This window comes from Pseudomonas sp. NIBRBAC000502773 (assembly GCF_006517195.1).
Classification (GTDB): Bacteria; Pseudomonadota; Gammaproteobacteria; order Pseudomonadales; family Pseudomonadaceae; genus Aquipseudomonas; species Aquipseudomonas marginalis.
The window spans coordinates 862,632-886,728 of record NZ_CP041189.1 but is presented as its reverse complement, the minus strand read 5'-3'; the positions used below and the strand labels follow the sequence as shown (position 1 = coordinate 886,728).

The 24,097-nt window shown below is 63.2% G+C and carries 21 protein-coding genes and 1 pseudogene; 8 read left to right on the top strand and 14 right to left on the bottom strand.

The annotated features are described in order from the left end of the window. Positions 1-201: 201 nt before the first annotated feature. Complete coding sequence (locus tag NIBR502773_RS03980) at positions 202-2,241, top strand: NADPH-dependent 2,4-dienoyl-CoA reductase (RefSeq protein WP_141155420.1); 2,040 nt, start codon at positions 202-204, stop codon at positions 2,239-2,241. Between the two features lie 57 nt (positions 2,242-2,298). Next, a complete protein-coding gene (locus NIBR502773_RS03975; RefSeq protein WP_141155419.1) occupies positions 2,299-3,189 on the top strand; it encodes a 1-aminocyclopropane-1-carboxylate deaminase/D-cysteine desulfhydrase in 891 nt (296 codons plus the stop codon). Here NIBR502773_RS03975 and NIBR502773_RS03970 read toward each other — a convergent pair. The 3 genes from NIBR502773_RS03970 to NIBR502773_RS03960 all read right to left on the bottom strand — a co-directional run bounded on the left by NIBR502773_RS03970 (position 3,179) and on the right by NIBR502773_RS03960 (position 5,814). Further along, complete coding sequence (locus NIBR502773_RS03970) at positions 3,179-3,736, bottom strand: cytochrome b (RefSeq protein ID WP_092357678.1); 558 nt, start codon at positions 3,734-3,736, stop codon at positions 3,179-3,181. The two genes, NIBR502773_RS03975 and NIBR502773_RS03970, sit on opposite strands and share 11 nt — an antisense overlap. Before the next feature lie 113 nt (positions 3,737-3,849). Then, on the bottom strand, positions 3,850-4,677 hold the full coding sequence (phnX, locus tag NIBR502773_RS03965) for a phosphonoacetaldehyde hydrolase (RefSeq protein WP_065940133.1): 828 nt from the start codon (positions 4,675-4,677) through the stop codon (positions 3,850-3,852). A 27-nt stretch (positions 4,678-4,704) separates the two neighbouring features. Further along, on the bottom strand, positions 4,705-5,814 hold the full coding sequence (locus tag NIBR502773_RS03960; protein ID WP_141155418.1) for a 2-aminoethylphosphonate--pyruvate transaminase: 1,110 nt from the start codon (positions 5,812-5,814) through the stop codon (positions 4,705-4,707). A gap of 113 nt (positions 5,815-5,927) precedes the next feature. Between NIBR502773_RS03960 and NIBR502773_RS03955 the strand changes: the two genes are divergently transcribed. Then, positions 5,928-6,788: a LysR substrate-binding domain-containing protein gene (locus NIBR502773_RS03955; RefSeq protein WP_141155417.1), complete on the top strand. Its 861-nt coding sequence runs from the start codon at positions 5,928-5,930 to the stop codon at positions 6,786-6,788. On the opposite strand, the gene NIBR502773_RS03950 is transcribed toward NIBR502773_RS03955, so the two are convergent. Next, positions 6,758-7,654: a LysR substrate-binding domain-containing protein gene (locus tag NIBR502773_RS03950; protein WP_141155416.1), complete on the bottom strand. Its 897-nt coding sequence runs from the start codon at positions 7,652-7,654 to the stop codon at positions 6,758-6,760. The two genes, NIBR502773_RS03955 and NIBR502773_RS03950, sit on opposite strands and share 31 nt — an antisense overlap. 257 nt (positions 7,655-7,911) lie before the next feature. Here NIBR502773_RS03950 and NIBR502773_RS03945 point away from each other — a divergent pair, with 257 nt between their 5' ends. Beyond that, entirely contained in the window at positions 7,912-9,237 is a 1,326-nt protein-coding gene (locus tag NIBR502773_RS03945; protein ID WP_141155415.1) for an MFS transporter, read from the top strand. A 109-nt stretch (positions 9,238-9,346) separates the two neighbouring features. Next, positions 9,347-10,054: a YebC/PmpR family DNA-binding transcriptional regulator gene (locus tag NIBR502773_RS03940; protein WP_115488513.1), complete on the top strand. Its 708-nt coding sequence runs from the start codon at positions 9,347-9,349 to the stop codon at positions 10,052-10,054. Positions 10,055-10,130: 76 nt separating this feature from the next. Here NIBR502773_RS03940 and NIBR502773_RS03935 read toward each other — a convergent pair. From NIBR502773_RS03935 to NIBR502773_RS03920, 4 genes and pseudogenes are all read right to left on the bottom strand, one after another. Further along, positions 10,131-11,434, bottom strand: a pseudogene (locus NIBR502773_RS03935) (protein kinase). A 39-nt stretch (positions 11,435-11,473) separates the two neighbouring features. Then, a complete protein-coding gene (gene zapE, locus NIBR502773_RS03930; protein WP_141155414.1) occupies positions 11,474-12,568 on the bottom strand; it encodes a cell division protein ZapE in 1,095 nt (364 codons plus the stop codon). Positions 12,569-12,630: 62 nt separating this feature from the next. Beyond that, positions 12,631-13,368 (bottom strand): anti-sigma factor, encoded by a 738-nt coding sequence (locus tag NIBR502773_RS03925; protein ID WP_141155413.1) that lies wholly within the window; start codon positions 13,366-13,368, stop codon positions 12,631-12,633. Beyond that, entirely contained in the window at positions 13,365-13,871 is a 507-nt protein-coding gene (locus NIBR502773_RS03920; RefSeq protein ID WP_027606262.1) for an RNA polymerase sigma factor, read from the bottom strand. Before NIBR502773_RS03920 ends, NIBR502773_RS03925 begins: the two co-directional genes overlap by 4 nt. Positions 13,872-14,040: 169 nt before the next feature. On the opposite strand from NIBR502773_RS03920, the gene NIBR502773_RS03915 reads away from it, so the two are divergent. After that, positions 14,041-15,123, top strand: coding sequence for a catalase family peroxidase (locus tag NIBR502773_RS03915; protein WP_141155412.1), 1,083 nt, complete (start codon positions 14,041-14,043; stop codon positions 15,121-15,123). After that, positions 15,120-15,659, top strand: a complete 540-nt coding sequence (locus tag NIBR502773_RS03910) for a cytochrome b (protein WP_065940125.1) — start codon at positions 15,120-15,122, stop codon at positions 15,657-15,659. The genes NIBR502773_RS03915 and NIBR502773_RS03910 overlap by 4 nt, the downstream gene beginning before the upstream one ends. 18 nt (positions 15,660-15,677) lie before the next feature. Here the strand turns inward: NIBR502773_RS03910 and NIBR502773_RS03905 are convergent, their stop codons facing one another. Both NIBR502773_RS03905 and NIBR502773_RS03900 read right to left on the bottom strand, forming a co-directional pair. Beyond that, positions 15,678-16,829: a M14-type cytosolic carboxypeptidase gene (locus NIBR502773_RS03905; RefSeq protein WP_065940124.1), complete on the bottom strand. Its 1,152-nt coding sequence runs from the start codon at positions 16,827-16,829 to the stop codon at positions 15,678-15,680. Between the two features lie 463 nt (positions 16,830-17,292). After that, a complete protein-coding gene (locus NIBR502773_RS03900; RefSeq protein ID WP_141155411.1) occupies positions 17,293-17,643 on the bottom strand; it encodes a DUF6124 family protein in 351 nt (116 codons plus the stop codon). A 131-nt stretch (positions 17,644-17,774) separates the two neighbouring features. On the opposite strand from NIBR502773_RS03900, the gene NIBR502773_RS03895 reads away from it, so the two are divergent. Next, a complete protein-coding gene (locus tag NIBR502773_RS03895) occupies positions 17,775-18,410 on the top strand; it encodes a LexA family transcriptional regulator (protein WP_141155410.1) in 636 nt (211 codons plus the stop codon). Here NIBR502773_RS03895 and NIBR502773_RS03890 read toward each other — a convergent pair. From NIBR502773_RS03890 to NIBR502773_RS03875, 4 genes are all read right to left on the bottom strand, one after another. After that, positions 18,407-20,332: an acetyl/propionyl/methylcrotonyl-CoA carboxylase subunit alpha gene (locus tag NIBR502773_RS03890; RefSeq protein WP_141155409.1), complete on the bottom strand. Its 1,926-nt coding sequence runs from the start codon at positions 20,330-20,332 to the stop codon at positions 18,407-18,409. The two genes, NIBR502773_RS03895 and NIBR502773_RS03890, sit on opposite strands and share 4 nt — an antisense overlap. Further along, positions 20,329-21,135, bottom strand: a complete 807-nt coding sequence (locus tag NIBR502773_RS03885) for a gamma-carboxygeranoyl-CoA hydratase (RefSeq protein WP_115488505.1) — start codon at positions 21,133-21,135, stop codon at positions 20,329-20,331. Before NIBR502773_RS03885 ends, NIBR502773_RS03890 begins: the two co-directional genes overlap by 4 nt. A gap of 133 nt (positions 21,136-21,268) precedes the next feature. Continuing rightward, complete coding sequence (locus tag NIBR502773_RS03880; protein ID WP_141155408.1) at positions 21,269-22,876, bottom strand: carboxyl transferase domain-containing protein; 1,608 nt, start codon at positions 22,874-22,876, stop codon at positions 21,269-21,271. 11 nt (positions 22,877-22,887) lie between these two features. Next, positions 22,888-24,051 carry an isovaleryl-CoA dehydrogenase gene (locus tag NIBR502773_RS03875; RefSeq protein ID WP_065924121.1) on the bottom strand — a complete coding sequence of 388 codons (1,164 nt, stop codon included), beginning with the start codon at positions 24,049-24,051 and terminating at the stop codon, positions 22,888-22,890. Between the last annotated feature and the right edge of the window lie 46 nt (positions 24,052-24,097).

Sequence of the window (24,097 nt, the reverse complement as noted above, 5' to 3'; positions counted from 1 at the left end):
ACAACAGACCGGGTGCAGGGTTCGCGACTAGGGTAGGGCCCCTGCAACGGCTTGCCAAGGGGCGCTGTGCATTTGGATCAATAACTTGTCAGTTTCAGTCATTGAGCCGTCGTCCACCGCCTCTTAGTCTGTGGGACATAAACCGATGAGGTGCCATTCGAGCCCCTCACGTCCCGTGATGATCCGTTGTGGAGCTGTACCATGACCGCTGCTGCCTACCCGCACCTGCTGGCCCCGTTGGACCTGGGTTTTACCACCTTGCGCAACCGCACCCTGATGGGCTCGATGCACACGGGCCTGGAAGAAAAGCCCGGTGGTTTCGAACGCATGGCGGCGTACTTTGCCGAGCGCGCCCGTGGCGGCGTGGGCCTGATGGTCACCGGCGGCATTGGCCCGAATGATGAAGGCGGGGTGTATTCCGGCGCGGCCAAGCTCACCACCGAAGAAGAAGCGCAGAAGCACAGGATCGTCACGCAGGCCGTGCATGAGGCGGGCGGCAAGATCTGCATGCAGATCCTCCACGCCGGCCGTTATGCGTACAGCCCAAAACAGGTGGCGCCGAGTGCGATCCAGGCACCGATCAACCCGTTCAAGCCCAAGGAGCTGGACGAGGAGGGCATCGAGAAGCAGATCCAGGATTTCGTCACCTGCTCGCTGCTGGCCCAGGTCGCCGAGTACGACGGCGTGGAAATCATGGGGTCCGAAGGCTACTTCATCAACCAGTTCCTCGCCGCCCACACCAACCACCGCACCGACCGTTGGGGCGGCAGCTACGAAAACCGCATGCGCCTGGCGGTGGAAATCGTGCGCCGCGTGCGTGAAGCGGTGGGCCCGAACTTCATCATTATCTTCCGCCTGTCGATGCTCGACCTGGTGGAAGGCGGCAGCACCTGGGAAGAAATCGTGCAGTTGGCCAAGGCCATCGAGCAGGCCGGCGCGACCCTTATCAACACCGGCATCGGTTGGCACGAAGCGCGTATCCCGACCATCGCCACCAAAGTACCCCGTGGCGCGTTCAGCAAAGTCACGGCCAAATTGCGCGGTGCGGTGCGGATCCCGTTGATCACCACCAACCGCATCAACACCCCGGAAATCGCCGAGCAGATCCTCGCCGAAGGCGATGCCGACATGGTCTCGATGGCGCGGCCGTTCCTCGCCGACCCGGAGTTCGTCAACAAGGCCGCCGCCGGCCGCGCCGATGAAATCAACACCTGCATCGGCTGCAACCAGGCCTGCCTGGACCACACCTTTGGCGGCAAGTTGACCACCTGCCTGGTCAACCCACGCGCGTGCTACGAGACCGAACTCAACTACCTGCCGGTCAAGCAGATCAAGAAAATCGCCGTGGTCGGTGCCGGCCCCGCAGGCCTGGCCGCCGCCACCGTGGCGGCTGAGCGCGGCCACCAGGTGACACTGTTCGATTCGGCCAGTGAGATCGGCGGCCAATTCAATATCGCCAAGCGCGTACCGGGCAAGGAAGAGTTTTTCGAGACCCTGCGCTACTTCAATCGCAAGTTGCAGACCACCCACGTCGAGCTGTGCCTCAACATCCGGGTCGACACCGCGCAGCTGGTGGCGGGCGGTTACGACGAGATCATCCTGGCCACGGGCATTGCGCCACGCACGCCGGCGATTGCGGGGATTGAAAACCCCAAGGTGCTGAGCTACCTGGACGTGATCCTCGAGCGCAAGCCGGTGGGCAAGCGCGTCGCGGTGATCGGCGCCGGCGGCATTGGTTTTGACGTGTCGGAATTCCTTGTGCACCAGGGCGTGTCCACCAGCCTCGACCGCGAAGCGTTCTGGAAGGAGTGGGGCATCGACACCCAGTTGCAAGCCCGTGGCGGCGTGGCCGGGATCAAGCCGCAACCCCATGCCCCGGCCCGTGAGGTGTTCCTGCTGCAACGCAAGACCTCCAAGGTCGGCGACGGCCTGGGCAAGACCACCGGCTGGATCCACCGTACCGGCTTGAAGAACAAGCGCGTGCAGATGCTTAACAGCGTCGAGTACCTGAAGATCAACGATGACGGCCTGCATATCCGCATCGGCGCCGAGGGTGAGCCGCAGCTGCTGGCCGTGGACAACATCGTCATCTGCGCCGGGCAAGACCCGCTGCGCGAGTTGCAGGACGGCCTGGTCGCCGCAGGGCAGAACGTGCACCTGATCGGCGGCGCCGATGTGGCAGCCGAGCTGGATGCCAAGCGCGCCATCAACCAAGGCTCGCGCCTCGCCGCCGAGCTGTAAGACGACGCAAGGGGCGGTGTTAGACTACCGCTCCTTTTTCCATGCAGATGCCGCCCGATGGGTCCCTTTGACTGGCTTCCCCACGCGCCCCTTGAAGCCATGCGGCTCGATTGGCTCAATGGCGTCGAGCTGGCCGTGCTGCGCCTGGACCGTATCGACCCGCTGATCAGCGGCAACAAGTGGTTCAAGCTCACCGAACACCTGGCCCAGGCACGACAGGCCGGTGCCAGCGGCATCATCAGCCTTGGCGGGGCGTACTCCAACCATCTTCACGCACTGGCAGCGGCGGGCAAGCGTTTTGGTTTCCCCACTGTCGGCCTGTTGCGTGGTCATCCCCACGACACACCCACCGTCCTCGACCTGAAAGCCTTTGGCATGCACCTGCATTGGCTGGGCTATGCCGGCTACCGCGCGCGCCACGCGGAGGATTTCTGGTTGCCGTGGCGCGAGCACTATCCCGATTTTTACCCCGTGCCCGAAGGCGGAGGCGGGATGGCCGGGGCATTGGGTTGCGGGGTCTTGGTCGAGCAGGCACGCCGGCAATTGAGCACCGTGGGCTGGGCCGATTACGACGCCTGGTGGTTGGCGGCAGGCACCGGTACGACGTTGGCGGGGTTGGCGCTGGCGGAGGCGGGCGCGCATCCGGTGTATGGCGCCATGGCGGTACCGGATGATCATGGCGTGGCGCAGAACGTGAGTGCCCTGGTGCAGGGCGGTTATGAATTGCTGGACGCCAGCCGGGGTGGCTTTGGGAAGGTTGATCCGCTATTGCTCGAGTTTATCGAGAGCACTGAACAGGCCTGCGGTGTACCGCTGGAGCCGCTCTATACCGGCAAGGCGTTGCTGGCGTTGAAGCAGCAGATCGAGGCCGGGCGTTTCGTGCCCGGCACTCGCCTGATCTTTGTGCATACCGGCGGCTTGCAGGGCCGCCGAGGGTTTACAGCCTAGCGCGCTTACCCGGCATCATCCGCAACGCCGTGTTATCACGCATCACATAGTGATGAAAGATCCCCGCCAACGCATGCAGGCCGATCAGCCAGTAACCGATCTTGCCGAACAGCACATGCCAGCCCTCGATCTGCTTGGCCAGCGCCTTGTTTTCAGCAATCAGCGGCGGCAACTCGATCCCATAGAACATCACCGAATGCCCCTCGGCACTGACGATCAGCCAACCGGCAATCGGCATGCCGATCATCAACGCATACAGCGCGAAGTGCATCAGCGTGGCCAGCAGGCTTTGCCATTGTGGCGGGGCGGGGACGATCTTGGGTGCAACCCCCAGGCTGCGCGCGAACAGGCGCAGCCACACCAGCACAAACACGGTGAGGCCGAACATAAAATGCATCTCGACGATCAACGTCCGTGCACCGCTGCCTTTGGGAAACTGTCCGCGTAACTCAATGCAGGCGTAGACCACCGCCAGTAGCACCACCATCAACCAGTGCAGCGCAATCGACATGGTGCTGTAGCGCGTATCGGAATTTTTCCACGGCATCGCTGGGTTCCTCACTCATCAGGGCGAACCTTCGTTCTTTGGCGACGAAGTCCTTTTACTGTAAGCCTGTTTTGCGCGGTTTGCCCGGTGCGATGTCGTTGTCTTGACCTCTATCAGTTGGTTTGCGGCATTTCGCCACGGGCCAGGCGCTGGTTGATGTCGGCGATGACGGCCGGCAGGTCGGTAATGGTGTCGATCAGGTAATGGGGGCGCGAGCCTGCGAACATCGCTTCGATACGAGTGCGTTCGCTGGCCAGCGTCGCGGCGTCGAGGGCGCGAAACTGCGCGTAGGTCAGGCCCAGGGCGTTGCCGGAGCAGGTCAGGGCCACGGTCCACATCCCGGCGCGACGGCCTTCGAGGATACCCGGCACGGTGTCGTCGACCTTGACGCACGCCGCCACATCGTCGATGCCCAGGGCGATCACGTTGGCGAGTGCCTGGGCTGGCCATGGGCGGCCGTTGGGCACTTCGTCGGTGGCGACCACGTGGTCGGCGACGTAGCCGTTGGTGGCGGCCAGGGCGACCACTTTATCCATGACTTGCTTGGGATAGCCCGAGCAGGAGCCGATCTTGATGCCTTGCCCGCGCAGCTGGCCGATGGTCTCGAGGGCACCGGGGATCAGCGCCGAGTGCTCGGCGATTTTCTCGATCTGCAACGGCATGAAGCGCTGGTAGATGGCGGTCACGTCGTCATCGGTGGGCGTGCGGCCGAACGCCTGGCGGTAGCGCTCGGCGACTTGCGGCTGGTCGCACAGGGTGCGGATATGGTCCCACTTGCCCATGCCCATCGGGCCACGGGCTTCTTCGATGGAAACCTGCACATCGAATTCGGCGAAGGCCTCGACGAAAATCTGCGTGGGGGCGAAAGAGCCGAAGTCGACCACGGTGCCGGCCCAGTCGAGGATGACGGCCTGGAGGGTGTTGGGGTTTTGATAGTTCATGGTTCAGATCCTGTGGGTAAGGGGCAATCAGATGTCCGACACTTCCATTTCTTCCAGCACCTCGGCGATCGCCTTGACCGCTGCGCGCATCCCTTGCGCATCGACATGGCCGATGCAGCCCACGCGGAACGTCTCCACCTGGGTCAATTTGCCGGGGTACAGAATGAAACCCTTGGCCTTGACCCGTTCGTAGAAGTCCTTGAACTGGTAGCGCGGGTCTGTCGGGGCATGAAAGGTCACGATGATCGGTGCCTGGATCGCCGCCGGCAGGAAGCTGCGCAGGCCCAGTGCGGCCATGCCGTCGAGCAAGGCCTGGCAGTTGTCGGCGTAGCGTCGGTGGCGCGCAGGCAGGCCGCCTTCTTCCTGGTATTGCAGCAGCGCTTCGTGCAGGGCGGCGACCACATGGGTCGGCGGGGTAAAGCGCCATTGGCCGGTCTTGGTCATGTAGCTGTGCTGGTCGAACAGGTCCATCGCCAGGGAATGGCAGTTGCCCTGGGCGGCGGCCAGCGCCTGTTTGTTCGCGAAAACGAAGCCCATGCCCGGCACGCCTTCCAGGCACTTGCCGGAGGCGGCGATCAGCGCGTCGAACGGCACTTCGCGGGCATCGATCGGCAGGGCGCCGAAGGAGCTCATGGCGTCGATGATCAGGCGCTTGCCGTGGTGTTTGACGACCTCGGCGATCTGCGGCAGCGGGTTGAGGATGCCGGTGCTGGTTTCGCAATGGATCAACGCAACGTGGGTAATGGCGCTGTCTGCCGCCAGCAGGCGGTCCACATCGGCCGCGGTGGTGGGCTGGTCCTCGGCGGTTTCAAAGGTGCTGACATCCCGGCCGAGCACTTCGCAGATCCTGGCCAGGCGCTTGCCGTAGGCGCCGTTGATCAGCACCAGTACCTTGCCGTCACGCGGTACCAGGGTGCCGATGGCGGCCTCGACCGCAAAGGTGCCGCTGCCTTGCAACGGCACGCAATGGTGGCTGCCTTCGCCGTGGAGGATCGCCAGCAATTGCGCGCAGACGCTGGCGGTGAGTTGGTTGAAACGGTCATCCCATGAACCCCAGTCCACCATCATCGCCTGACGGGTGCGGTTGGAAGTGGTCAGGGGGCCAGGGGTCAGCAGGATCGGCGCGGCAGTGGTCATCTCAAGTCCTCGCAAGGCATCGGGGGTTGAAGCTACGGCGCCTAAATTGCAGTTTGGCTTGCCATCAATCAAATTGTTTGTTGTTATGCGAGCTATCAGTGAGGCCGATAGATATGAACCTGTTCCAACTGCGCGCGTTCGACGCCGTGGCCCGTGAGGGCAGTTTTACCCGTGCTGCCGCGCGGCTGTTCATCAGCCAACCGGCGGTGACCGGGCATATCAAGGCCTTGGAGGAGCACTACCAGATCCCGTTGCTGCGCCGCACCGCGCGGCGGGTGGAGTTGACCGAAGAGGGCGCGCGGCTGGCGGCGATCACACGGGCGATCTTTGGCCTGGTGGACGAAGCCCAGACCATGCTGGAGGCCAACCGCCAACTGCTGAGCGGGCGCCTGGAAGTCGCGGCGGACGGCCCGCACCTGGTGATGCCGATGATTGCCAGCCTGCGCGCGCGCTACCCCGGGATTACCGTCAACCTGCGCCTGGGCAATGCCCAGGAAACCCTCGCCGCACTCTTGTCTGAACATGCGGATGTGGCGGTACTCACCGAAGTGGAACCGCGCAACGGTCTGCACCTGCAACCGTTGAGCGAGTCGCGGATGTGCGCATTGGTGCCGGCCAGCCATGCGTGGGCGCAGCAACCCGAGGGTATTCGCCTTGAGCAACTCAACAACGTGATCATGGTGCTGCGCGAGCCCAGCTCCATCACCCGGCGTACCTTCGATGAGGCCTGCATGGCCGCGAATGTGCAGCCCAAGGTGCTGCTGGAGCTGGACAGCCGCGAGGCGGTGACCGAAGCCGTCGCCGCTGAGCTGGGAGTGGGCGTGGTCTCGTCCATGGAAGTCAGCCCCGACCCACGGGTGCAGGCGGTGCCGATTCAGGGCGAGGGGCTGGTCAACCGGCACCTGCTCGGTTGCATGGAGCGGCGGCGCTCGTTGCGCCTGATTCAGGCGTTCTTCGAGTTGGCGCCGGGCTGAAGGCTGTCGCGCACGATCTCCAGGAATGTCGCCACCACCCGGCGTGAACTCTGTTCCTTGAGGCACACCAGGGTTTCTTTCATGCGCTGGCTGCAATCGCGGATCGGCATGGCGTATACCCGCGAGTCGGCGCCGAACTCCGCCGCCGAGACCACGCCCACGCCGATGCCCACCACCACCGCTTCACGGGCGGCCTCGCGGCCCTCCACCTGGATCGCCGGGCGAATGCGCAAGCCTGCCTGGCTCATTTCCTGCTCCAGGGTCTGGCGGGTGACCGAGCCGATTTCGCGCAATACCAGCGGCGTGTCGTCCAGGTCGGCCAGGCAGATGGACGCGCGTCCGGCCCACGGGTGGTTGCGCGCGACAAAGGCGAGCAATTGGTCGTCGGGCAACGGCAGCGACAGTAGGCGCTCATCGTCGACGTCGCGGCCCAGCAAGGCCAGGTCGGCCTGGTAGTTGTACAGGCGAGACAGCGATTCGTCGGTGTTGCCGGTTTCGATCTTCACGCTGATCCCCGGGTACAGCTGGCAAAAGCGCGCGATCTGCGGCAGCACATGCACCGGGGCATCCACGGCGAGGGTGAGGGTGCCGGTGAGCAGCGCGCGGGAGTCCTGCAACAGTTCCTCGGCTTCGGCTTCGATCACAAACAGGCGCTGGGTGATGCTCAGCAGGCGTTCGCCCAGGTCGGTCAGGCGCACCGAGCGCTTGTTGCGATGAAACAACAGCACGCCGAAGCGCTCTTCGAGTTTGCGCACCTGGTCGGAAATCGCCGGTTGCGTCAGGAACAACCGTTCGGCGGCCTGGGTGAAACTGCCGTGGACGGCGACGGCGTGGAACGCTTTGAGCTGTGTGTGGGACACCGACATCGCGAATCCTCTTACAAGCTGAACTTATATTTGAAATACGATAAATCGATTTTACCTATTAGTCAGCCATTGCTTTGATACGCCTCAACCCCCGTAGGTTGAGTCCTACAACCTACGGGGCCATGGGCTCCTGGATACCGGACCCATCTGACCAATGCCGCGCCATCCACGGCTCGGCATTGCAGTGCTCAAGCATAAAAACAACAGGCATTCGCTTCTCGATTCTGCCGGCACACTCACCTGAGGTCAGAACCACCATGAATATCCCTATGGGTAGCATCAAGCGTTGGCGCGTGCAGATTTTCGCCATCACCTGGCTGGCGTACGCCGCGTTCTATTTCACTCGCAAAGCGTTTTCCGTGGCCAAGCTGGGGATCGTCGACGACCCGAGTTTCCCCCTCGACAAAATGATGATGGCCAACCTGGATGGCATTTACCTGGCGGCCTATGCCGTCGGGCAGTTTACCTGGGGCATGCTGGCTGATCGCTTCGGGCCGCGTGTCGTGGTGCTCGGCGGGTTACTGATTTCTGCCGCTGCGGCGCTGGTGATGGGCACGTTCGCCACCTTGCCGATCTTTATCAGCTGCATGTTGATCCAGGGGTTGGCGCAGTCCACCGGCTGGTCGGGATTGTGCAAGAACCTCGGCAGTTTCTTCCCGGCGCAGCAGCGCGGGCGAGTGTTGGGGCTATGGAGTTCGTGCTACGCCTTCGGCGGCCTGGTGGCGTCGCCCTTTGCCGGGTGGTGGGCCTACACCCTGATCGGCAGCTGGCATGCGGCGTTTATCTCCAGTGCGGCGGTGGTGGCGTGTGTGGCGCTGCTGTTCTTTCTCTTCCAGCGCAACACGCCCCAGGACGTGGGCTTGCCGGCCGTGGAACCAGAGCCGCTGTTGAGCGCCGAGGAGGCCGCCGCCGAGAAACGCATCAGCGTGCTGGAACCGCTGCGGGCGATTTTGCGTAACCGCACTGTCTTGACCCTGGGGCTGGCGTACTTCCTGCTGAAACCGGCGCGCTACGCAATCCTGTTGTGGGGGCCGGTGATCGTGTATGAGCAGATGCCGTCGGTGGGCAAGGTCGGCGCGGCCATCGTGCCGACGGCGTTCGAACTGGCCGGTTTGCTGGGGCCAGTGCTGATCGGGCTGGCGTCCGACAAACTGTTCGGCGCCCGCCGCATGCCGGCCTGCGTGCTCAGCCTGCTGGCCCTGACCGTGGCCCTGGCGCTGTTCATGGGCGCACTGCACACCGGCAGCGTGGTGCTGGTGATGGCGTTGCTGTTTGTCATGGGCCTGACCCTCTACGGGCCGGACTCGATGATCAGCAGCACCGCCGCCATCGACTTCGGCACCGCCAAGGCGGGGGCGACGGCCGCAGGCTTTGTGAACGGTTGCGGTTCGGTGGGGGCGATCCTCGGCGGGTTGCTGCCGGGTTACTTCGATACGGTGACGGTGTTTATCGTGTTTGCCGGTGCCGCGCTGTTTTCCTCGCTGGTGCTGATGCCCTACTGGAACGCCAGGCCGGCCGTGCTGGCCCAGGTCGGGGATTTCGTGCCGGACTGCCGTGGGGCGATCAAACCCTTGCGAACCTGAGGGGTATGGCCGGTTTTTTGGTGGATCAGAGCGTTTTTGCCCTATAAACTCTGCCCCCAAAGCGCCGGCCAGTAGACGTTTCGGCGCGATGTATAGAAGAGAGTGAGTCATGGGCGCACAGTGGAAAGTCAAACATAAAGAAGCGGCATCCAATGCCAAGGGCAAGATCTTCGGCAAGCTGGTGAAAGAAATCACCATCGCCGCCCGCAACGGTGCCGACACCGCGACCAACGCCCACCTGCGTCTGGTGGTGGAACAGGCCAAAAAGGCCTCGATGCCCAAGGAAACCCTGGAACGCGCGATCAAGAAGGGCGCCGGTCTGCTCGGTGAAACCGTGCAATACCACCGCGTGACCTACGAAGGGTTCGCCCCGCACCAGGTACCGCTGATCGTCGAGTGCGTGACCGACAACATCAACCGCACCGTGGCGGAAATCCGCGTGGCGTTCCGCAAGGGGCAGCTGGGTGCTTCCGGCTCCGTGGCCTGGGATTTCAACCATGTCGGCCTGATCGAAGCCTCGCCGGACACCCCGGATGCCGATGCGGAAATGGCCGCGATCGAAGCCGGTGCGCAGGACTTTGAAGACGGCGAAGAAGAAGGCACCACCCTGTTCATCACCGAGACCACCGACCTGGACGCCGTGCAAAAGGCCCTGCCGGAACAGGGTTTCACCGTGCTGTCGGCCAAGTTGGGCTACATCTCGAAGAACCCGGTAAGCGGCCTGACCGATGAGCAGATGGCTGAAGTCGAAGCCTTCCTCGAAGGCTTGGACAACCACGACGACGTGCAGGACATGTTCGTCGGCCTGGCCGTCTGATTTATCAACTGAAGAAACGCGATCCAAATGTGGGAGGGGGCAAGTCGAGTCGTCGCACCGCCCCTCCCACATTTGTTTAGCGGTGTTGGATGGATTGCAGCAGGGCGTTGATTTCTTCGAAGCTCGGCCGTGCCAACACGTCGGGCTGGCAACAGCTTTTCTGCAAATCCAACAGCGCCTCGTCAATCAACCCCGCCTCAACCCGCTCCAGCAATTCCCCCAGCAGCACCCCGAACGCGCGCACTTCAATGCGTTGCAAGGCTCGTGTTTCCAAGGTGTCTGCCTTGGTATGAAACGACGCCGCGCCAAAGTCCCCGAGCAAACAATCGCCCGCTTCATTCCACAGGATATTGTGCCCGTATAGGTCGCCATGGGTGATGCCGTGCCGGTGCAGATGCGCCGCCACGGAGGCGATGCCCCGTGCCATGCGCAAGGCTACGTCGAGGCTGAAGCGGGTGGCGGGGGCGTAGACGTCGCGGGTGCAGGAGGCCAGGCTCGGCAGGGCGGCGAGGTTGCGGTAGCTCGGGTCGATCAGGTCCATGACCAATGCGGCCTGGTCCTCGGGGCACCCACCGCGCGGCCTTGCACCTTGATCAGGTTAGGGTGCAACCCGGCGGCGATGCAGGCCTGCATTTCGTGCAGCGGCGAGCCGTCGCTGGTGATCGTGCCTTTGTACAGCTTGACGGCGACGGGCTTGGCGGTGGGTGTCCACAGGGCCTTGCGGATAACCCCCGAGGCACCTTCGCCCAGCACCTCGGCCAGTTCCAGTTCCGTCCAGGGAATAGCCGCTGTCGTGTCGTCTACCGTCACATCCACGGCCATTTCCACCGGGTTGCCCGCATAGGCCAGCCACGTCAGGCTCGGCAGCGTCAACAGCCACTCGGGCAGGCGCGTGAGGCGGTTGGAGGCAATGCGGATCAGCTCCAGGTTGCTGCAGTTGGCCAGGCTCTGCGGCAACTGCGTCAGTTGGTTCCCGGCGAGCATCAGTTTCTGCAGCAGCGGCCGCTCGCCCAACTCGCGGGGTAACTGGCTGATGCGGTTGTCTGTGAGGATCAGCCAGCGCAGCAACGGTGGCAGCGCGGCGGCGGGCACGTGGCTGATCTGGTTGGCCTTGAAGCCGATCATGCTCAGTTTGGCGCATTGGCCCAGGCATTCCGGCAGTTCGGTAAAGGCGTTGTCCGAGCAGAACAGCACGCGCAGGTGCGGCAGGCGGTGCAGGTCGTCGGGCAGGCGGCTCAGCGCATTGCCGCTGAGGTTGAGGATTTCCAGGGAGTCGGCCAGCCCGAAGATTTCCTCAGGAAATTCGGTGAGCCCGCAGGACAGGTCCAGGCGCGTAATGCCGGCCAAGTGGCCGGCCTTGAGTTGGGCGAGGGTATTCATGAACGGCGCGGTCACTCGGCAAGGGGGCGTAAATGGCGCTCATGATACCGGGTCGCGCACCCGTTGCGGGTCGGCCTGTTGCAATTGGTTCAGGCGGCTGGCGGTGCGCGCCAGGTCGATGGCCTGGCCGCTCATGGCCTGTGCCAGCGGTTGTTCGCCGATCAGGATCAGGTGCTTGTCCTTGTCGTAAAGCACGTCCACCAAGTTGATAAACCGCTGCTGCACGGCGATCGGGCAGTCTGCCAGGCGGGGCAGGCCGTCGATGACCCAGTGATCGAACGCCTCGCACAGCAACAGGTAGTCCATCACCGCCGTCAGCTGTTCGCACAGGTCGTTGAAGGTGAATACGATGGTGCGGGCCTGATGCCGGCGGCAGATCAATGTGCGGTGGCCCACCGTCAGCGTCTGCGGCGGGCCGCCGCTGACCGGCAGGCCGAGCGCTGCACGCTGGGCCTGCGTGCCCGGCCACAGGTAACAACCGGTGGTGAAGCGCTGCACGGCATGGGCCTGGGGCAGGCTGCGAAAGTCCTCGGGCGAACTGACTTCCAGCACGTCCATACGCGCGGCAATCAAGTCGATCACCGGCTTGAAACGCTCGTGGTACAGCGGGTTGGGCAACAGCCCTTCGGGTGGATAATTGGAGGTGACCAGCACCCACACGCCACGCTGGAACAGGGCCTTGAACAACCGGGTAATCAGCATGGCATCGCCGATGTCGTGCACGTGGAACTCGTCGAAACACAGCACGCGGCAGCCGTCGAGCAGTTCGTCCAGGGTCATGGCCAAGGCATCGTCCGTCGCCTGGTGCGTAAACATACCGCGGTGCAGTCGGGCGAAAAACTCATGGAAATGCACGCGTTGCTTTTCGGCGATGGGCAGCGCCTGGAAGAAACCGTCCAGCAGCCAGCTTTTGCCGCGCCCCACCGGGCCGTGCAGGTACAGGCTGCGGGTAGGCTGGCTGGCGAGCAGGTGGTGGGTCTGGCGCGCCATCGCGGCGATGGCCTGGGCTTGGCCAGCACTGAGGGTGTAACCCAGTTGCCGAGCTTTGTCCTGAAAGAACGTCTGGATGGGCGTGTCGTCCAGTGTGTCGGTTTTTTTACCGAGCAAACGACGGATAAGGGGGAGCACGGCCAATGCGAGTCACTCTGTAGTGCGGTGGTCGCTTACTTTAGGGCGCCGGTGGCGATTTGACCAATCTAGAACGGCTGCAGGGGTGGCGTCGCCTGGCCGGCCGGGCTGACCACCGCATAGTTGTAGCCGCTGCCGGACCAGTATTGCGCTTGCAATCCATCCGCCGTGCGCTCGCCACGGGGCAGGAAACCGTTGTCCGGGCCCGGTGGGCGGATGTAGAAGCTGATGCGTCGACCTTGTGCGTCCTGGTACAGCACCATGGCGGCGGCGCCTTGATCGGTAGTGAGCAGTCGCCCGCTGACGGGCGTGAAGCCCGCTTGGCTCAAATCCGGCAGGCGATGGGCCTGATTGAAGTAGCGGTCGAGCCACGCCTGCATCGTGCCGCGGTCCTCGCCGTTGTAGTCGGCAGGCATGATGCCCTCCTGGGCAAACAGGCGGAACGCTTGCATCGCATCGGCCATCGGCAGCAGCGGCGGTTGCGTGGCTTCACGGGCCTGCCAGCCGCCGAGGCCACCGAGGCTGACGGCCATCAGCAGCACCGCGGCGGTGGCAAAGTGGCGGCGCGTCTGGTGCTTGAGGCGCTGGCGAATCAGCGCCGGGTCCAGCGCCGGGTTGGCTGGCTGTTGCAGGGCGCCGCTCAAGGACGCGCGCAGCAATTGCGCGTCCTGCTGCCACGCCTGCACTTGGGCCGCGACCTCGGGGTGGGCGGCCAGGTAGGTTTCGAGCACACGGCGATCACTGTCCAGGAGTTGGTGATCGACGTAGGCATGCAGGTCGCGTTCGCTGGGGGGCAGGCTGATCATTTGAGTATCCGCAGGGAAGGGCTGGCGATGTCGCCATCGCTGAGTTGACGCAACGCTTGGCGCGCCCGGGACAGGCGCGACATCACGGTGCCGATCGGCACCTCGAGTATTTGCGCGACTTCCTTGTAGCTCAAGCCCTCCACCGACACCCACAACAGCAGTGCGCGTTGTTCGGTGTTGAGTTGGTCGAAGGCTTGCAGGGTCGCCTGGGCGATGACGGTGCGCTCCACCGACGGCTGCGCATCATCGCGGCCGGTAAAGAATTCCAGCATGCGTGCATAGCGCCGGGTGCGGCGGTGGGCATCGAGGAACTGCCGGTAGAGGATCGAGAACAGCCACGCGCGCAGATCGCCCTCGATGCGTTTGTCGGCCCAACGGGTGATCGCCCGCTCCAGGGTCGCCTGCACCAGGTCGTCGGCACTGCTGGCGTTACGGGTCAGGGACACAGCGAAACGCCGCAGCCTGGGGATGAGTTCACGTAACGGTTCGTCGAGTTCATGCATGGGTGTCTGGCTGGTCACTACGCTGGGACTAGAGAGACGTCCGGCGTGAACGGTTATTCCCGGCCGTGGAAAATAAATCCAGGGCCTGGGAATAGAGCGGATCGGCGTTCGTCTTAATTCTCCGACCTTATGGTTACCCCCAAAGGCCTTCAGGCCCTGGAGTCTGTTCATGGTAGATCACTCATCACCGCCACGTCCCCCGTTAAGCACGGCGAGCCTGATCGCACGACTTGCGGGTATTGGCGCCGTGGTTGCGGTTATGGCCGGGGCATTTGCCTACGTCAACGGCAGCCTCGACCCACAACGCCTGCGTCCGAAAACCCTGGTCAATGCCCTGGAAACCAACAACGGCGTGCACCCTGGATTCCGGCGTAACCATGCCAAGGGCGTGTGCGTGGCCGGGTATTTCGAAAGCAGTGCCGAGGCGCGTGCCTACTCCAGCGCCCAGGTGTTCAGCGCGGCCAGGACGCCGTTGATCGGCCGCTTCGCCTTGCCCAGCGGCAACCCCTATGCGCCGGACAGCAGTGTGCCGATCCGCAGCTTTGCCGTGCAGTTCAGCCTGGCCAACGGCCAGCAATGGCGTACCGGCATGAACAGTATGCCGGTATTTCCGGTGGGCACGCCCGAGGCGTTCTACCAGATGCTCAAGGCCGGCGCGCCGGACCCGGCCACCGGCAAGCCGAACCCGGCGAATATGCCGGCGTTTTTTGCCGCACACCCTGAGGCGGCGCCATTCCTGGCGTGGGTCAAGACGGCCAGGCCATCGGCCAGTTATGCGACCGAAACCTATAACGGTATCAACGCGTTTTACCTGGTGAGTGCCGAGGGCAAGCGCCAGGCCGTGCGCTGGGGCGTAGTGCCCCAGATTCAGGATGCAGCGGGGGAGACCGCACCAGCGGGCGCCGACTTTCTGGAGAAAGACCTGGTGCAACGCCTGGCCTCAGGGCCGTTGCGTTGGCAATTGAACATGACCCTGGCCAACCCCGGCGACCCGCTGGATGATGCGAGCAAACCCTGGAGCGGTGAGCACAAGGTGCTGAATGCCGGCACCCTGGTGCTGCAAAGCAGCCAGCCCCAGGCCGACGGCGATTGTCGCGACATTAATTTCGATCCGTTGATTTTGCCCAGCGGCATCGAAGCCTCCAATGATCCGCTGCTGGCTGCACGCTCGGCGGCGTATGCCAGTTCGTACCTGCGCCGTGCCGGTGAAGTCAGCCCCTTGCACAGTGCCCCAGCGGAGTCGAAGCCATGAATGCCCAACCACGGTTTTTTGCGCCCCTGGCGCGCCTGCTGCACTGGTTGATGGCGCTGATGGTCATCGCCATGTTGTTTATCGGCGCAGGCCTGGCGGCGTCAGTGTCGGAGCGGCATGAGTGGTTGATCCACCTGCACAAGCCGCTGGGGATCGCGATCCTGGTGCTGGTGATCGTGCGCCTGGCGGTGCGCTTCTCCACCCGCCAGCCGCCGTTGCCGTCTGACTTGCCGCTGTGGCAGGTGCTGGCAGCCAAGGCGTCCCATCTGGTCTTGTATGGGTTGATGCTGGTATTGCCGCTGCTGGGCTGGGCGATGATTTCGGCGGCGGGCGATCCGGTGATGCTCAGCAGTTCGGTGCAGTTGCCGGCGCTGGTGGCGGCGGATGCACCGCTGTTTGCGCTATTGCGCAAGGCCCATGGGTATCTGGCGTACCTGCTGTTCCTGACGGTACTGCTGCACCTGGCGGCGGCGCTGTTCCATGGGTTGATTCGGCGCGATGGTGTGCTGCAGAGCATGACCGGCACCAAGGACTGATGCCGGGGGCCAGGGGCGTTAGCGCAGGACCGTGACGATATCGGCCACGGTGCTCAAGACGTCCTTGGCTAGCTGTTTGGAGCGTTCGCCTGACCAACCGGTTTTCGGATTGGGGGCGTCGTCGTTGTCCTTGAACGGCATTTCCAGGGTCAGGGACAGGCAGTCGTACTGCTCGCCGACGGCATTGCAGGCCAGGGTCATATTGGCTTCGCCCGGCAAGTCGCGGGTGTAGCCGTGGGTGGTTTGGAAGTCACGGGTCAGCGAACTCAAATGGCTGCGGAAGCGTTTTTCCAGCGCTTCGATACGCGGGGTGTATCCGGGGTTGCCTTCGCAGGCAGCGGTGAACACGTAGGGGATTTCTTCGTCGCCGTGAATATCGAGGAACAGGTCGACACCGTACTGCTGCATTTGTTGTTGCACGAACAGCACTTCCGGGCTGATCTCCTGGCTGGCGCTTTGCCAGGCGCGATTGAGGTCCTGGCCCATGGCGTTGGTGCGCAGGTGACCGTGGAAGGCGCCGTCGGGGTTCATGTTCGGCACCAGGTACAGGTCGGCAACGGCCAGGAGCTTTTTCATCTCGGCATCGCCATCCTGTTGCAGGCGTTCGATGATGCCCTCCATGAACCATTCGGCCATGTGTTCGCCGGGGTGCTGCTGGGCAATGATCCAGACATTGCGTCGGCCTTCGCCGCCTTTGCCACGTCGCAACAGTTGAATATCGCGGCCCTCGACACTTTTGCCGGTGGCCAGCACTTGGGTGCCGGCGTACTTCAGGGCCTGGTCGATCAGCCAGTCGTGGCGTTCGCGGCTGTAGGGCTCGAAGTAGGCCAACCAGGCATGTTTCTCACGGGTTTCGAGGCTGATATGCAGGATCTCGCCGTCGAAGCGCGTAGGGACTCGGAACCAGTTGACGTGATCATAAGACGCGACAGCGTTGTAGCCGCTCCAGGCGTGCTTATACGAAGAACCACCGGCGTTGCTCAGGCGAAAGTTATGGGTGTGGCCCACGTGCATGCCTTCGGCTTTGAAGTGGAACCATTGGTAATGGTGGCTGCGGGTATCGGGCTGGATGGCCAGCAGCAACTGGTAGGCGTCGCTGGCGTCGAGCACCTGGATATTGCCACTGTCGAAGTCGGTGCTGATCTTGATGGAGGTCAAGGCCACGGTCATAGTCTGGTTGCCTGAATATGAGTGTTGTGGCGGCTATATTACACAGGAGTCTGGTAAAGCCTGGATGCAAAATTGTTGCGGGGAGGGGGGCGTCGTCCGTGACGCCGCCGCAGCTTAGAATCTATGAGATTGATTCTCAAGCGCTATTTCGCAGAGATGTGCGCTGCAGCACTGGACTGGCTTTCTTTTGGCGATGGTCTTTTGCTACCATGCGCGCCATCAAGCAACACACAGTCTTCATTAGCCTGAAGCCATGCCAGGGAAACTGGCAAAAAAAAGACCCGGCCAAAGAGCCGGGTCAAAAACCGTGATTAGCCTGATGAGGAGATATTCCAAGAGTCCGACCTAAGGTCCCTTGGTCTATCGACTGATCTCGCGATCAGCTGAGCCCAATAATAATCATTATCATTTGCAAGTCAAATGTTTTTATCCATGGGATAGAAATATTTTTCTTTCGCGGCTGTTATCCGTTCGCCCGAACCTCCGGTACCTGCAACGACCGCTCGACCATCGCCTTCGCCATATCAATCAAATACACCACTGAAAACGCCAGGTCGCGCTGGTTGCCGTGATGGCTGCTCGCTGATTCGTAGGCCGTGGCGGCGGCACTGCGCAACAGGTCCGAGGCGTGCACCAGGGCTTCCTCCTGGCTGATGCCGGGCTTGATGGCGAAAAAGCTGTCATCCGGGACGGGTGCTGACATATTTTCTTTCAAGTAGAAGTCCAAGGCACGCTGTGCAGCACCGCTGCTGCGCAGGTTTTGCATGTCATCGTTTTCGGGTGTTTCAGGCAGGAGATACGGGCTCGTCGTCATAAGGGGCGGTACTCTGGGTGGGTGTCGAAAACCTTATGCTCGATGATAGTACGTATCGTATTTATGTCGTTTTATGGATTACTACAAACTGTTTATTGCCCTGGAAACTGGCTGACGTATTGTCCGCGGCCATGGATAAATGGATAGCGTTGGTCAAGGCCAACATGAAAGACCGCAAGGTCACCCAGGGTGAGCTGGCTGAACGCTTGGGCATGTCCCAGGGGGGCGTTGGCCACTGGCTCAACAAGCGTCGCGTGCCGAGCCTGGCGGATATGAACCGGGTGCTGGCAGAGTTGGGGCTGGGCGACCTGGAAGTGGTGCAGGAGCTGCGTGAGAAGGCCGACGAGGTCGTAGATCCGGCAAGACAGTACACGGCGTATTTTCGCTACCCGGTCAGCGAGTGGAAAGGCCTGGGCGAAACGCGCGAAGAGCGCCCGGCCTATGGTGCCGCGCGCTTCGAACCGACGGATTACCACGCCCGGGGCGACGCCTTCTGGCTGCCGGTGACGGGCGACGCCATGACCGCGCTCAGCGGCCCGAGCATCGCAGCGGGGATGATGATCCTGGTAGATCCGGCCATCGCCGCCGAACCCGGCAAACTGGTAGTCGCCCAACGGGCCGGCAGTAGCCAGGCGACCTTCCGGCAGTTGCTGGAAGAGAGCGGCCAGCTCTATCTGGTGCCGCTCAACCCTACCTACCCGAAACTGCTGTTCACCGTTGATTGCCGCATCCTCGGCGTCGTCGTGCAAGCCACGGTGAAGTTCTAGTCCGCCGTTTCGAGCTCCACCAACGTGCACCCTTCGGCAACCATTTCGCCCTCCTGGCAGAACAGCGCCTTGACTACCCCGGCCTGGGGCGCGCGGATGCTGTGCTCCATCTTCATCGCTTCGAGCACCACCAGTTGCGTGCCGGCTTCGACCGTTTGGCCCACGTCCACCAGTACCCGCACGATGCTACCGTTCATCGGTGCCGTGAGGCCGCCCTGGTGCGACTGGCTGGCCTCGACAGCGGCAATCGGATCGAACAGGCTCACGCCCTGCATCTCGCCGTCCCAACGCAGGAAAACCGTATGCTCGTTGCGCACCGCCAAATGTGAACGACGGACGCCCTGGTGTTCGATCACTAACTGTTCGCCCTGCAATGTCGCGGCGCCGGCGGCCAGTGTCACCAGGCGGTCCTGGCCATTGCAGCTCAAGTGCAGCGAGACCTCGGCGGGCAATCCTGCACGGAATCCACCGGTGTCCGCCCATGGCCCGTCACCTGGGGGCAAGCTCTGCATGAAGGCAGAACCCGCAGCTTGCCAGAACGCATCGCTCAACGTCCCGGCCACCGGCAGAAGTTCGTCCTGGTAGCGCGGAATAAATCCGGTATCCAACTCAGCTGCCGCAAATGCCGGATGACCAATAATGCGCCGCAGGAAGCCCAGATTGGTCTTCAACCCACCCACGGCAAACTCATCGAGCATGCTCAGCAAGCGCAGGCGCGCCTGTTCACGGTCTTCACCCCAGGCAATCAGCTTGCCGAGCATCGGGTCGTAAAACGGCGACACGTCGTCTCCTTGCTCGACACCACTGTCCACGCGACGCCCCGGGCCCGGCGCGGACTCGCGATACAGCGCCAGGTGCCCGGTGGCGGGCAGGAAGTCGTTGGCCGGGTCTTCGGCGTACAAACGCACTTCAATCGCATGGCCGATCAATGGCACCTGCTCCTGGGTGATCGGCAGCGCCTCGCCCTGGGCGACGCGAATCTGCCAGGCCACCAGGTCCAGGCCGGTAATCGCTTCGGTGACCGGGTGTTCCACCTGCAGCCGGGTGTTCATCTCCATGAAGAAAAACTCGCCGCGCGCATCCAGCAAGAACTCCACCGTGCCCGCGCCGACATAACCGATGGCCTGGGCCGCACGCACCGCCGCTTCACCCATGGCCTTGCGCTGTGCAACGCTCAGCCCCGGTGCCGGGGCTTCCTCGACGACCTTTTGGTGGCGGCGTTGGATCGAGCAATCCCGCTCATTGAGGTACAGGCAATGCCCGTGCTGATCGGCAAACACCTGGATCTCTACATGGCGTGGCTTGAGCAGGTATTTCTCCACCAGCATCTGCCCATTGCCGAAGGACGACAGCGCCTCACGCTGGGCCGAGGCCAGGGCTTCGGCGAGTTGGCTGACATCCTCCACCACCTTCATGCCCTTGCCGCCGCCCCCGGCCGTGGCCTTGAGCAGTACCGGATAGCCGATGCGCTCGCAGGCGGCGCGGAAGGTTTCCAGGTCCTGTTCTGTGCCGTGATACCCCGGCACCAGGGGCACGCCGGCGGTTTCCATCAGGGCCTTGGCGGCGGACTTACTGCCCATGGCGTCGATGGCCGAGGCGGGCGGTCCGAGGAAGATCAGGCCCGCCGCCTCGATCGCACGGGCAAACCCGGCGTTTTCCGACAGGAAGCCGTAGCCTGGGTGAATGGCCTGGGCACCGCTGGCCTGGGCGGCGGCGATCAGTTTGTCGATTTGCAGGTAGCTCTCGGTCGCTTTGCTACCCCCCAGGTCGACACGAATATCCGCCTCGCGGCTGTGTCGCGCATCACGGTCGACGGCGCTGTGCACCGCCACGGTGGTCAGGCCCATGGCCTTGGCGGTGCGCATCACCCGGCAGGCAATCTCGCCGCGGTTGGCCACCAGTACGGTGGTCAGCGTGCTCATGAACGCGGCTCCTGGGGCTGCCAGCTGGGTGGGCGTTTTTGCAGGAACGCGCGCAAGCCCTCCTGGCCTTCGGCGCTGACACGGATGCGCGCAATGGCATTTTCGCAATAGCGGCGCAGGGCAGGGGTGAGCGCGCCGTTACCGACTTCGCGCAGCAGGTCCTTGCTGGCGCGCATCGCCGCCGGGCTGTTTTGCAGCAGGTGGGTGATCCACTGTTCCACCTGTTGGTCCAGTTCGCCAATCGGGTAGCTTTCCGCCAGCAGGCCGATTTCCCGTGCACGCTGGCCGCCAAACCGCTCGGCGGTCAGGGCATAGCGCCGCGCCGCACGTTCGCCGATGGCCTGCACCACGAACGGGCTGATCACGGCCGGGGCCAGGCCGATGCGCACTTCCGACAGGCAGAACTGCGCATCATCGGCGCCGATGGCCATGTCGCAGCAACTGATCAGACCCAGCGCGCCACCGTAGGCCGCGCCTTGCACCACTGCCAGGGTGGGGATTTTCAGCTTGGCCAGGTTGTACATCAGCTCCGCCAGTTCGCGGGCGTCGTCCAGGTTGGTGTGGTAATCCAGTTCGGCCGACTGCTGCATCCAGGCCAGGTCGGCACCGGCGCTGAAGTGCCTGCCGCGCCCCCGCAGGACCAGGAAACGCAGGGACGCATCACCTTGCACATGGTCGAGGGCGATGATCAGTTCGCGGATCATCTCGGCGTTGAACGCGTTGTTCTTGGCTTCTCGGCTGAGCCACAGGGTGGCAAAGCCACGGCTGTCGGTGATCAGTTCGAGGGTATTGAAATCGCTCATGCAAGGAGCTCCATGATGATGAGAGGTCTCCTGTAGGAGCGAGCTTGCTCGCGAAAAACGTCCAGGCAACGCGTTCATCCAGAATGCTCGCGTTATCGTTAACGACCTTCGCGAGCAAGCTCGCTCCTACAGGTTACATGCGGAACACGCCGAAGCGGCTCGGCTCGATGGGGGCATTCAGCGCGGCGGACAAGGCCAGGGCCAGAACATCGCGGGTCTGCATCGGGTCGATGACGCCGTCGTCCCACAGGCGTGCGCTGGAGTAATAGGGGTGACCCTGGGTTTCGTACTGGTCGAGGATCGGCTGCTTGATCGCCGCTTCCTCTTCAACGCTGAAGCTGACGCCTGCCCGTTCAGCCTGCTCACGCTTGACCTGCACCAGCACGCCTGCGGCCTGCTCGGCGCCCATCACACCAATCCGCGCGTTGGGCCACATCCACAAAAAACGCGGGTCATAGGCGCGGCCGCACATGCCGTAGTTGCCGGCGCCGAAGCTGCCGCCGATGATCACCGTGAATTTCGGCACCTTGGCGCACGCCACTGCAGTCACCAGCTTGGCGCCGTGCTTGGCGATGCCACCGGCTTCGTATTTCTGGCCGACCATAAACCCGGTGATGTTCTGCAGGAACAGCAGTGGAATCCCGCGTTGGCAGGCCAACTCGATAAAGTGCGCGCCTTTTTGCGCGGCTTCGGCGAACAGAATCCCGTTGTTCGCCAGGATCGCAATCGGGTAACCGTGCAAATGCGCGAAGCCGCACACCAGGGTGGTGCCGAACAGCGCCTTGAACTCATCGAACACCGAGCCATCCACCAGCCGTGCGATCACTTCGCGCACATCGAACGGCTGCTTGGCATCGGCCGGGATCACGCCGTAGAGCTCTTCGCTGCTGTACAACGGCGCCACGGGCGTGCGTTGCAGCAATTGGCCTTGCTTGCGCCAATTGAGGTTGGCCACGCTGCGGCGGGCCAGGGCCAGGGCGTGTTCATCACTGTCGGCATAGTGGTCGGCCACGCCAGAGATCCTGCAGTGCACATCGGCACCGCCGAGGTCTTCGGCGCTGACCACTTCACCGGTAGCGGCTTTCACCAGCGGCGGGCCGGCCAGGAAGATCGTCGCTTGGTTGCGCACCATGATCGCTTCGTCGGCCATGGCCGGCACGTAGGCGCCACCGGCGGTGCACGAGCCCATCACCACGGCGATCTGCGGGATGCCCTGGGCACTCATGTTGGCCTGGTTGAAGAAGATCCGCCCGAAGTGCTCGCGGTCGGGAAACACTTCATCCTGGCGCGGCAGATTGGCGCCGCCGGAGTCCACCAGGTAAATGCACGGCAGGCGGTTCTGCTCGGCGATGGTCTGGGCGCGCAGGTGTTTTTTCACCGTGAGCGGGTAGTAGGAGCCGCCTTTGACCGTGGCGTCGTTGGCGACGATCATGCATTCGACGCCCTCCACGCGGCCGATGCCGGCGATCACGCCGGCGGCGGGCACGTCTTCGCCATACACCTGATGGGCGGCCAGTTGGCTGAGTTCAAGGAACGGCGAGCCCGGGTCCAGCAGGCGATTGATGCGCTCGCGCGGCAGCAGTTTGCCGCGTGAGGTGTGACGCTCCTGGGCCTTGGCGCCGCCGCCTTGCTGCACATGGGCGAGCAGGGTGTGCAGGGCGTCGACCTGTTGGCGCATCGCCGCGCTGTTGCTGGCGAACTCCGCCGAGCGTGGGTTGAGCTGGGTGTGCAAGGTGGCCATGGGACGCTCCTTCAGCGGGTTTCGTTGAAGAGTTCGCGACCGATCAGCATCCGCCGAATCTCACTGGTGCCGGCGCCGATTTCATACAGCTTGGCGTCCCGCAGCAGGCGCCCGGCGGGGAATTCATTGATATAGCCATTGCCGCCGAGGATCTGGATCGCGTCGAGGGCCATTTGCGTGGCGCGTTCGGCGCTGTACAGGATCACCCCGGCCGCATCCTTGCGCGTGGTTTCGCCGCGCTCGCAGGCCTGGGCCACCGCGTAGAGGTAGGCGCGGCTGGCGTTGAGCTGGGTGTACATGTCGGCGACCTTGCCCTGGATCAGCTGGAACTCGCCGATGCTTTGGCCGAACTGCTTGCGATCGTGGATGTAGGGCACGATCAGGTCCATGCACGCCTGCATGATCCCGGTGGGGCCGCCGGACAGCACCACGCGCTCGTAATCGAGGCCGCTCATCAGCACTTTCACGCCGCCGTTGAGCACGCCGAGGATGTTTTCTTCCGGCACTTCGACGTCATCGAAAAACAGCTCGCAGGTGTTGGAGCCACGCATGCCGAGCTTGTCGAACTTGTTGCTGCGGCTGAAGCCTTTCCAGTCGCGCTCGACGATAAACGCGGTGATGCCGTGGGGGCCCTTTTCCAGGTCGGTCTTGGCGTAGATCACATAGGTGCTGGCGTCGGGGCCGTTGGTGATCCAGGTCTTGCTGCCGTTGAGCACATAGTGGTCGCCGTGTTTGTCGGCGCGCAGTTTCATCGAGACCACGTCGGAACCGGCGTTGGGTTCGCTCATGGCCAGGGCGCCGACGTGCTCGCCGCTGATCAGTTTGGGCAGGTACTTGAGTTTCTGTTCGTGAGTACCGTTGCGGTTGATCTGGTTCACGCACAGGTTGGAGTGGGCGCCGTAGGACAACGCCACCGAGGCCGAGCCACGGCTGATTTCTTCCATGCTCACCACGTGGGCCAGGTAACCCAGGCCGGCGCCGCCGTATTCTTCCGGTACGGTGATGCCCAGCAGGCCCATGTCCCCGAACTTGCGCCACAGGTCGGCGGGGAACAGGTTGTCGATGTCGATCTGTGCCGCACGGGGCGCGATTTCCTTGGCCACGAAGGACTGCACCTGGTCGCGCAGCATGTCGATGGTTTCACCGAGGGCGAAGTTCAGGGACGGGTAACTCATGGACAGGCACCTTAATGTAAGCGTTGTTGTTGTGTGGAGGGCGCGT

Excerpts from the sequence above, each read along its gene's own strand:
- NIBR502773_RS03980 (WP_141155420.1), top strand. The coding sequence starts at position 202 with ATGACCGCTGCTGCCTACCCGCACCTGCTGGCCCCGTTGGACCTGGGT.
- NIBR502773_RS03975 (WP_141155419.1), top strand. The coding sequence starts at position 2,299 with ATGGGTCCCTTTGACTGGCTTCCCCACGCGCCCCTTGAAGCCATGCGG.
- NIBR502773_RS03970 (WP_092357678.1), bottom strand. The coding sequence starts at position 3,736 with ATGCCGTGGAAAAATTCCGATACGCGCTACAGCACCATGTCGATTGCG.
- phnX (WP_065940133.1), bottom strand. The coding sequence starts at position 4,677 with ATGAACTATCAAAACCCCAACACCCTCCAGGCCGTCATCCTCGACTGG.
- NIBR502773_RS03960 (WP_141155418.1), bottom strand. The coding sequence starts at position 5,814 with ATGACCACTGCCGCGCCGATCCTGCTGACCCCTGGCCCCCTGACCACT.
- NIBR502773_RS03955 (WP_141155417.1), top strand. The coding sequence starts at position 5,928 with ATGAACCTGTTCCAACTGCGCGCGTTCGACGCCGTGGCCCGTGAGGGC.
- NIBR502773_RS03950 (WP_141155416.1), bottom strand. The coding sequence starts at position 7,654 with ATGTCGGTGTCCCACACACAGCTCAAAGCGTTCCACGCCGTCGCCGTC.
- NIBR502773_RS03945 (WP_141155415.1), top strand. The coding sequence starts at position 7,912 with ATGAATATCCCTATGGGTAGCATCAAGCGTTGGCGCGTGCAGATTTTC.
- NIBR502773_RS03940 (WP_115488513.1), top strand. The coding sequence starts at position 9,347 with ATGGGCGCACAGTGGAAAGTCAAACATAAAGAAGCGGCATCCAATGCC.
- NIBR502773_RS03925 (WP_141155413.1), bottom strand. The coding sequence starts at position 13,368 with ATGATCAGCCTGCCCCCCAGCGAACGCGACCTGCATGCCTACGTCGAT.
- NIBR502773_RS03920 (WP_027606262.1), bottom strand. The coding sequence starts at position 13,871 with ATGCATGAACTCGACGAACCGTTACGTGAACTCATCCCCAGGCTGCGG.
- NIBR502773_RS03915 (WP_141155412.1), top strand. The coding sequence starts at position 14,041 with ATGGTAGATCACTCATCACCGCCACGTCCCCCGTTAAGCACGGCGAGC.
- NIBR502773_RS03910 (WP_065940125.1), top strand. The coding sequence starts at position 15,120 with ATGAATGCCCAACCACGGTTTTTTGCGCCCCTGGCGCGCCTGCTGCAC.
- NIBR502773_RS03905 (WP_065940124.1), bottom strand. The coding sequence starts at position 16,829 with ATGACCGTGGCCTTGACCTCCATCAAGATCAGCACCGACTTCGACAGT.
- NIBR502773_RS03900 (WP_141155411.1), bottom strand. The coding sequence starts at position 17,643 with ATGACGACGAGCCCGTATCTCCTGCCTGAAACACCCGAAAACGATGAC.
- NIBR502773_RS03895 (WP_141155410.1), top strand. The coding sequence starts at position 17,775 with ATGGATAAATGGATAGCGTTGGTCAAGGCCAACATGAAAGACCGCAAG.
- NIBR502773_RS03890 (WP_141155409.1), bottom strand. The coding sequence starts at position 20,332 with ATGAGCACGCTGACCACCGTACTGGTGGCCAACCGCGGCGAGATTGCC.
- NIBR502773_RS03885 (WP_115488505.1), bottom strand. The coding sequence starts at position 21,135 with ATGAGCGATTTCAATACCCTCGAACTGATCACCGACAGCCGTGGCTTT.
- NIBR502773_RS03880 (WP_141155408.1), bottom strand. The coding sequence starts at position 22,876 with ATGGCCACCTTGCACACCCAGCTCAACCCACGCTCGGCGGAGTTCGCC.
- NIBR502773_RS03875 (WP_065924121.1), bottom strand. The coding sequence starts at position 24,051 with ATGAGTTACCCGTCCCTGAACTTCGCCCTCGGTGAAACCATCGACATG.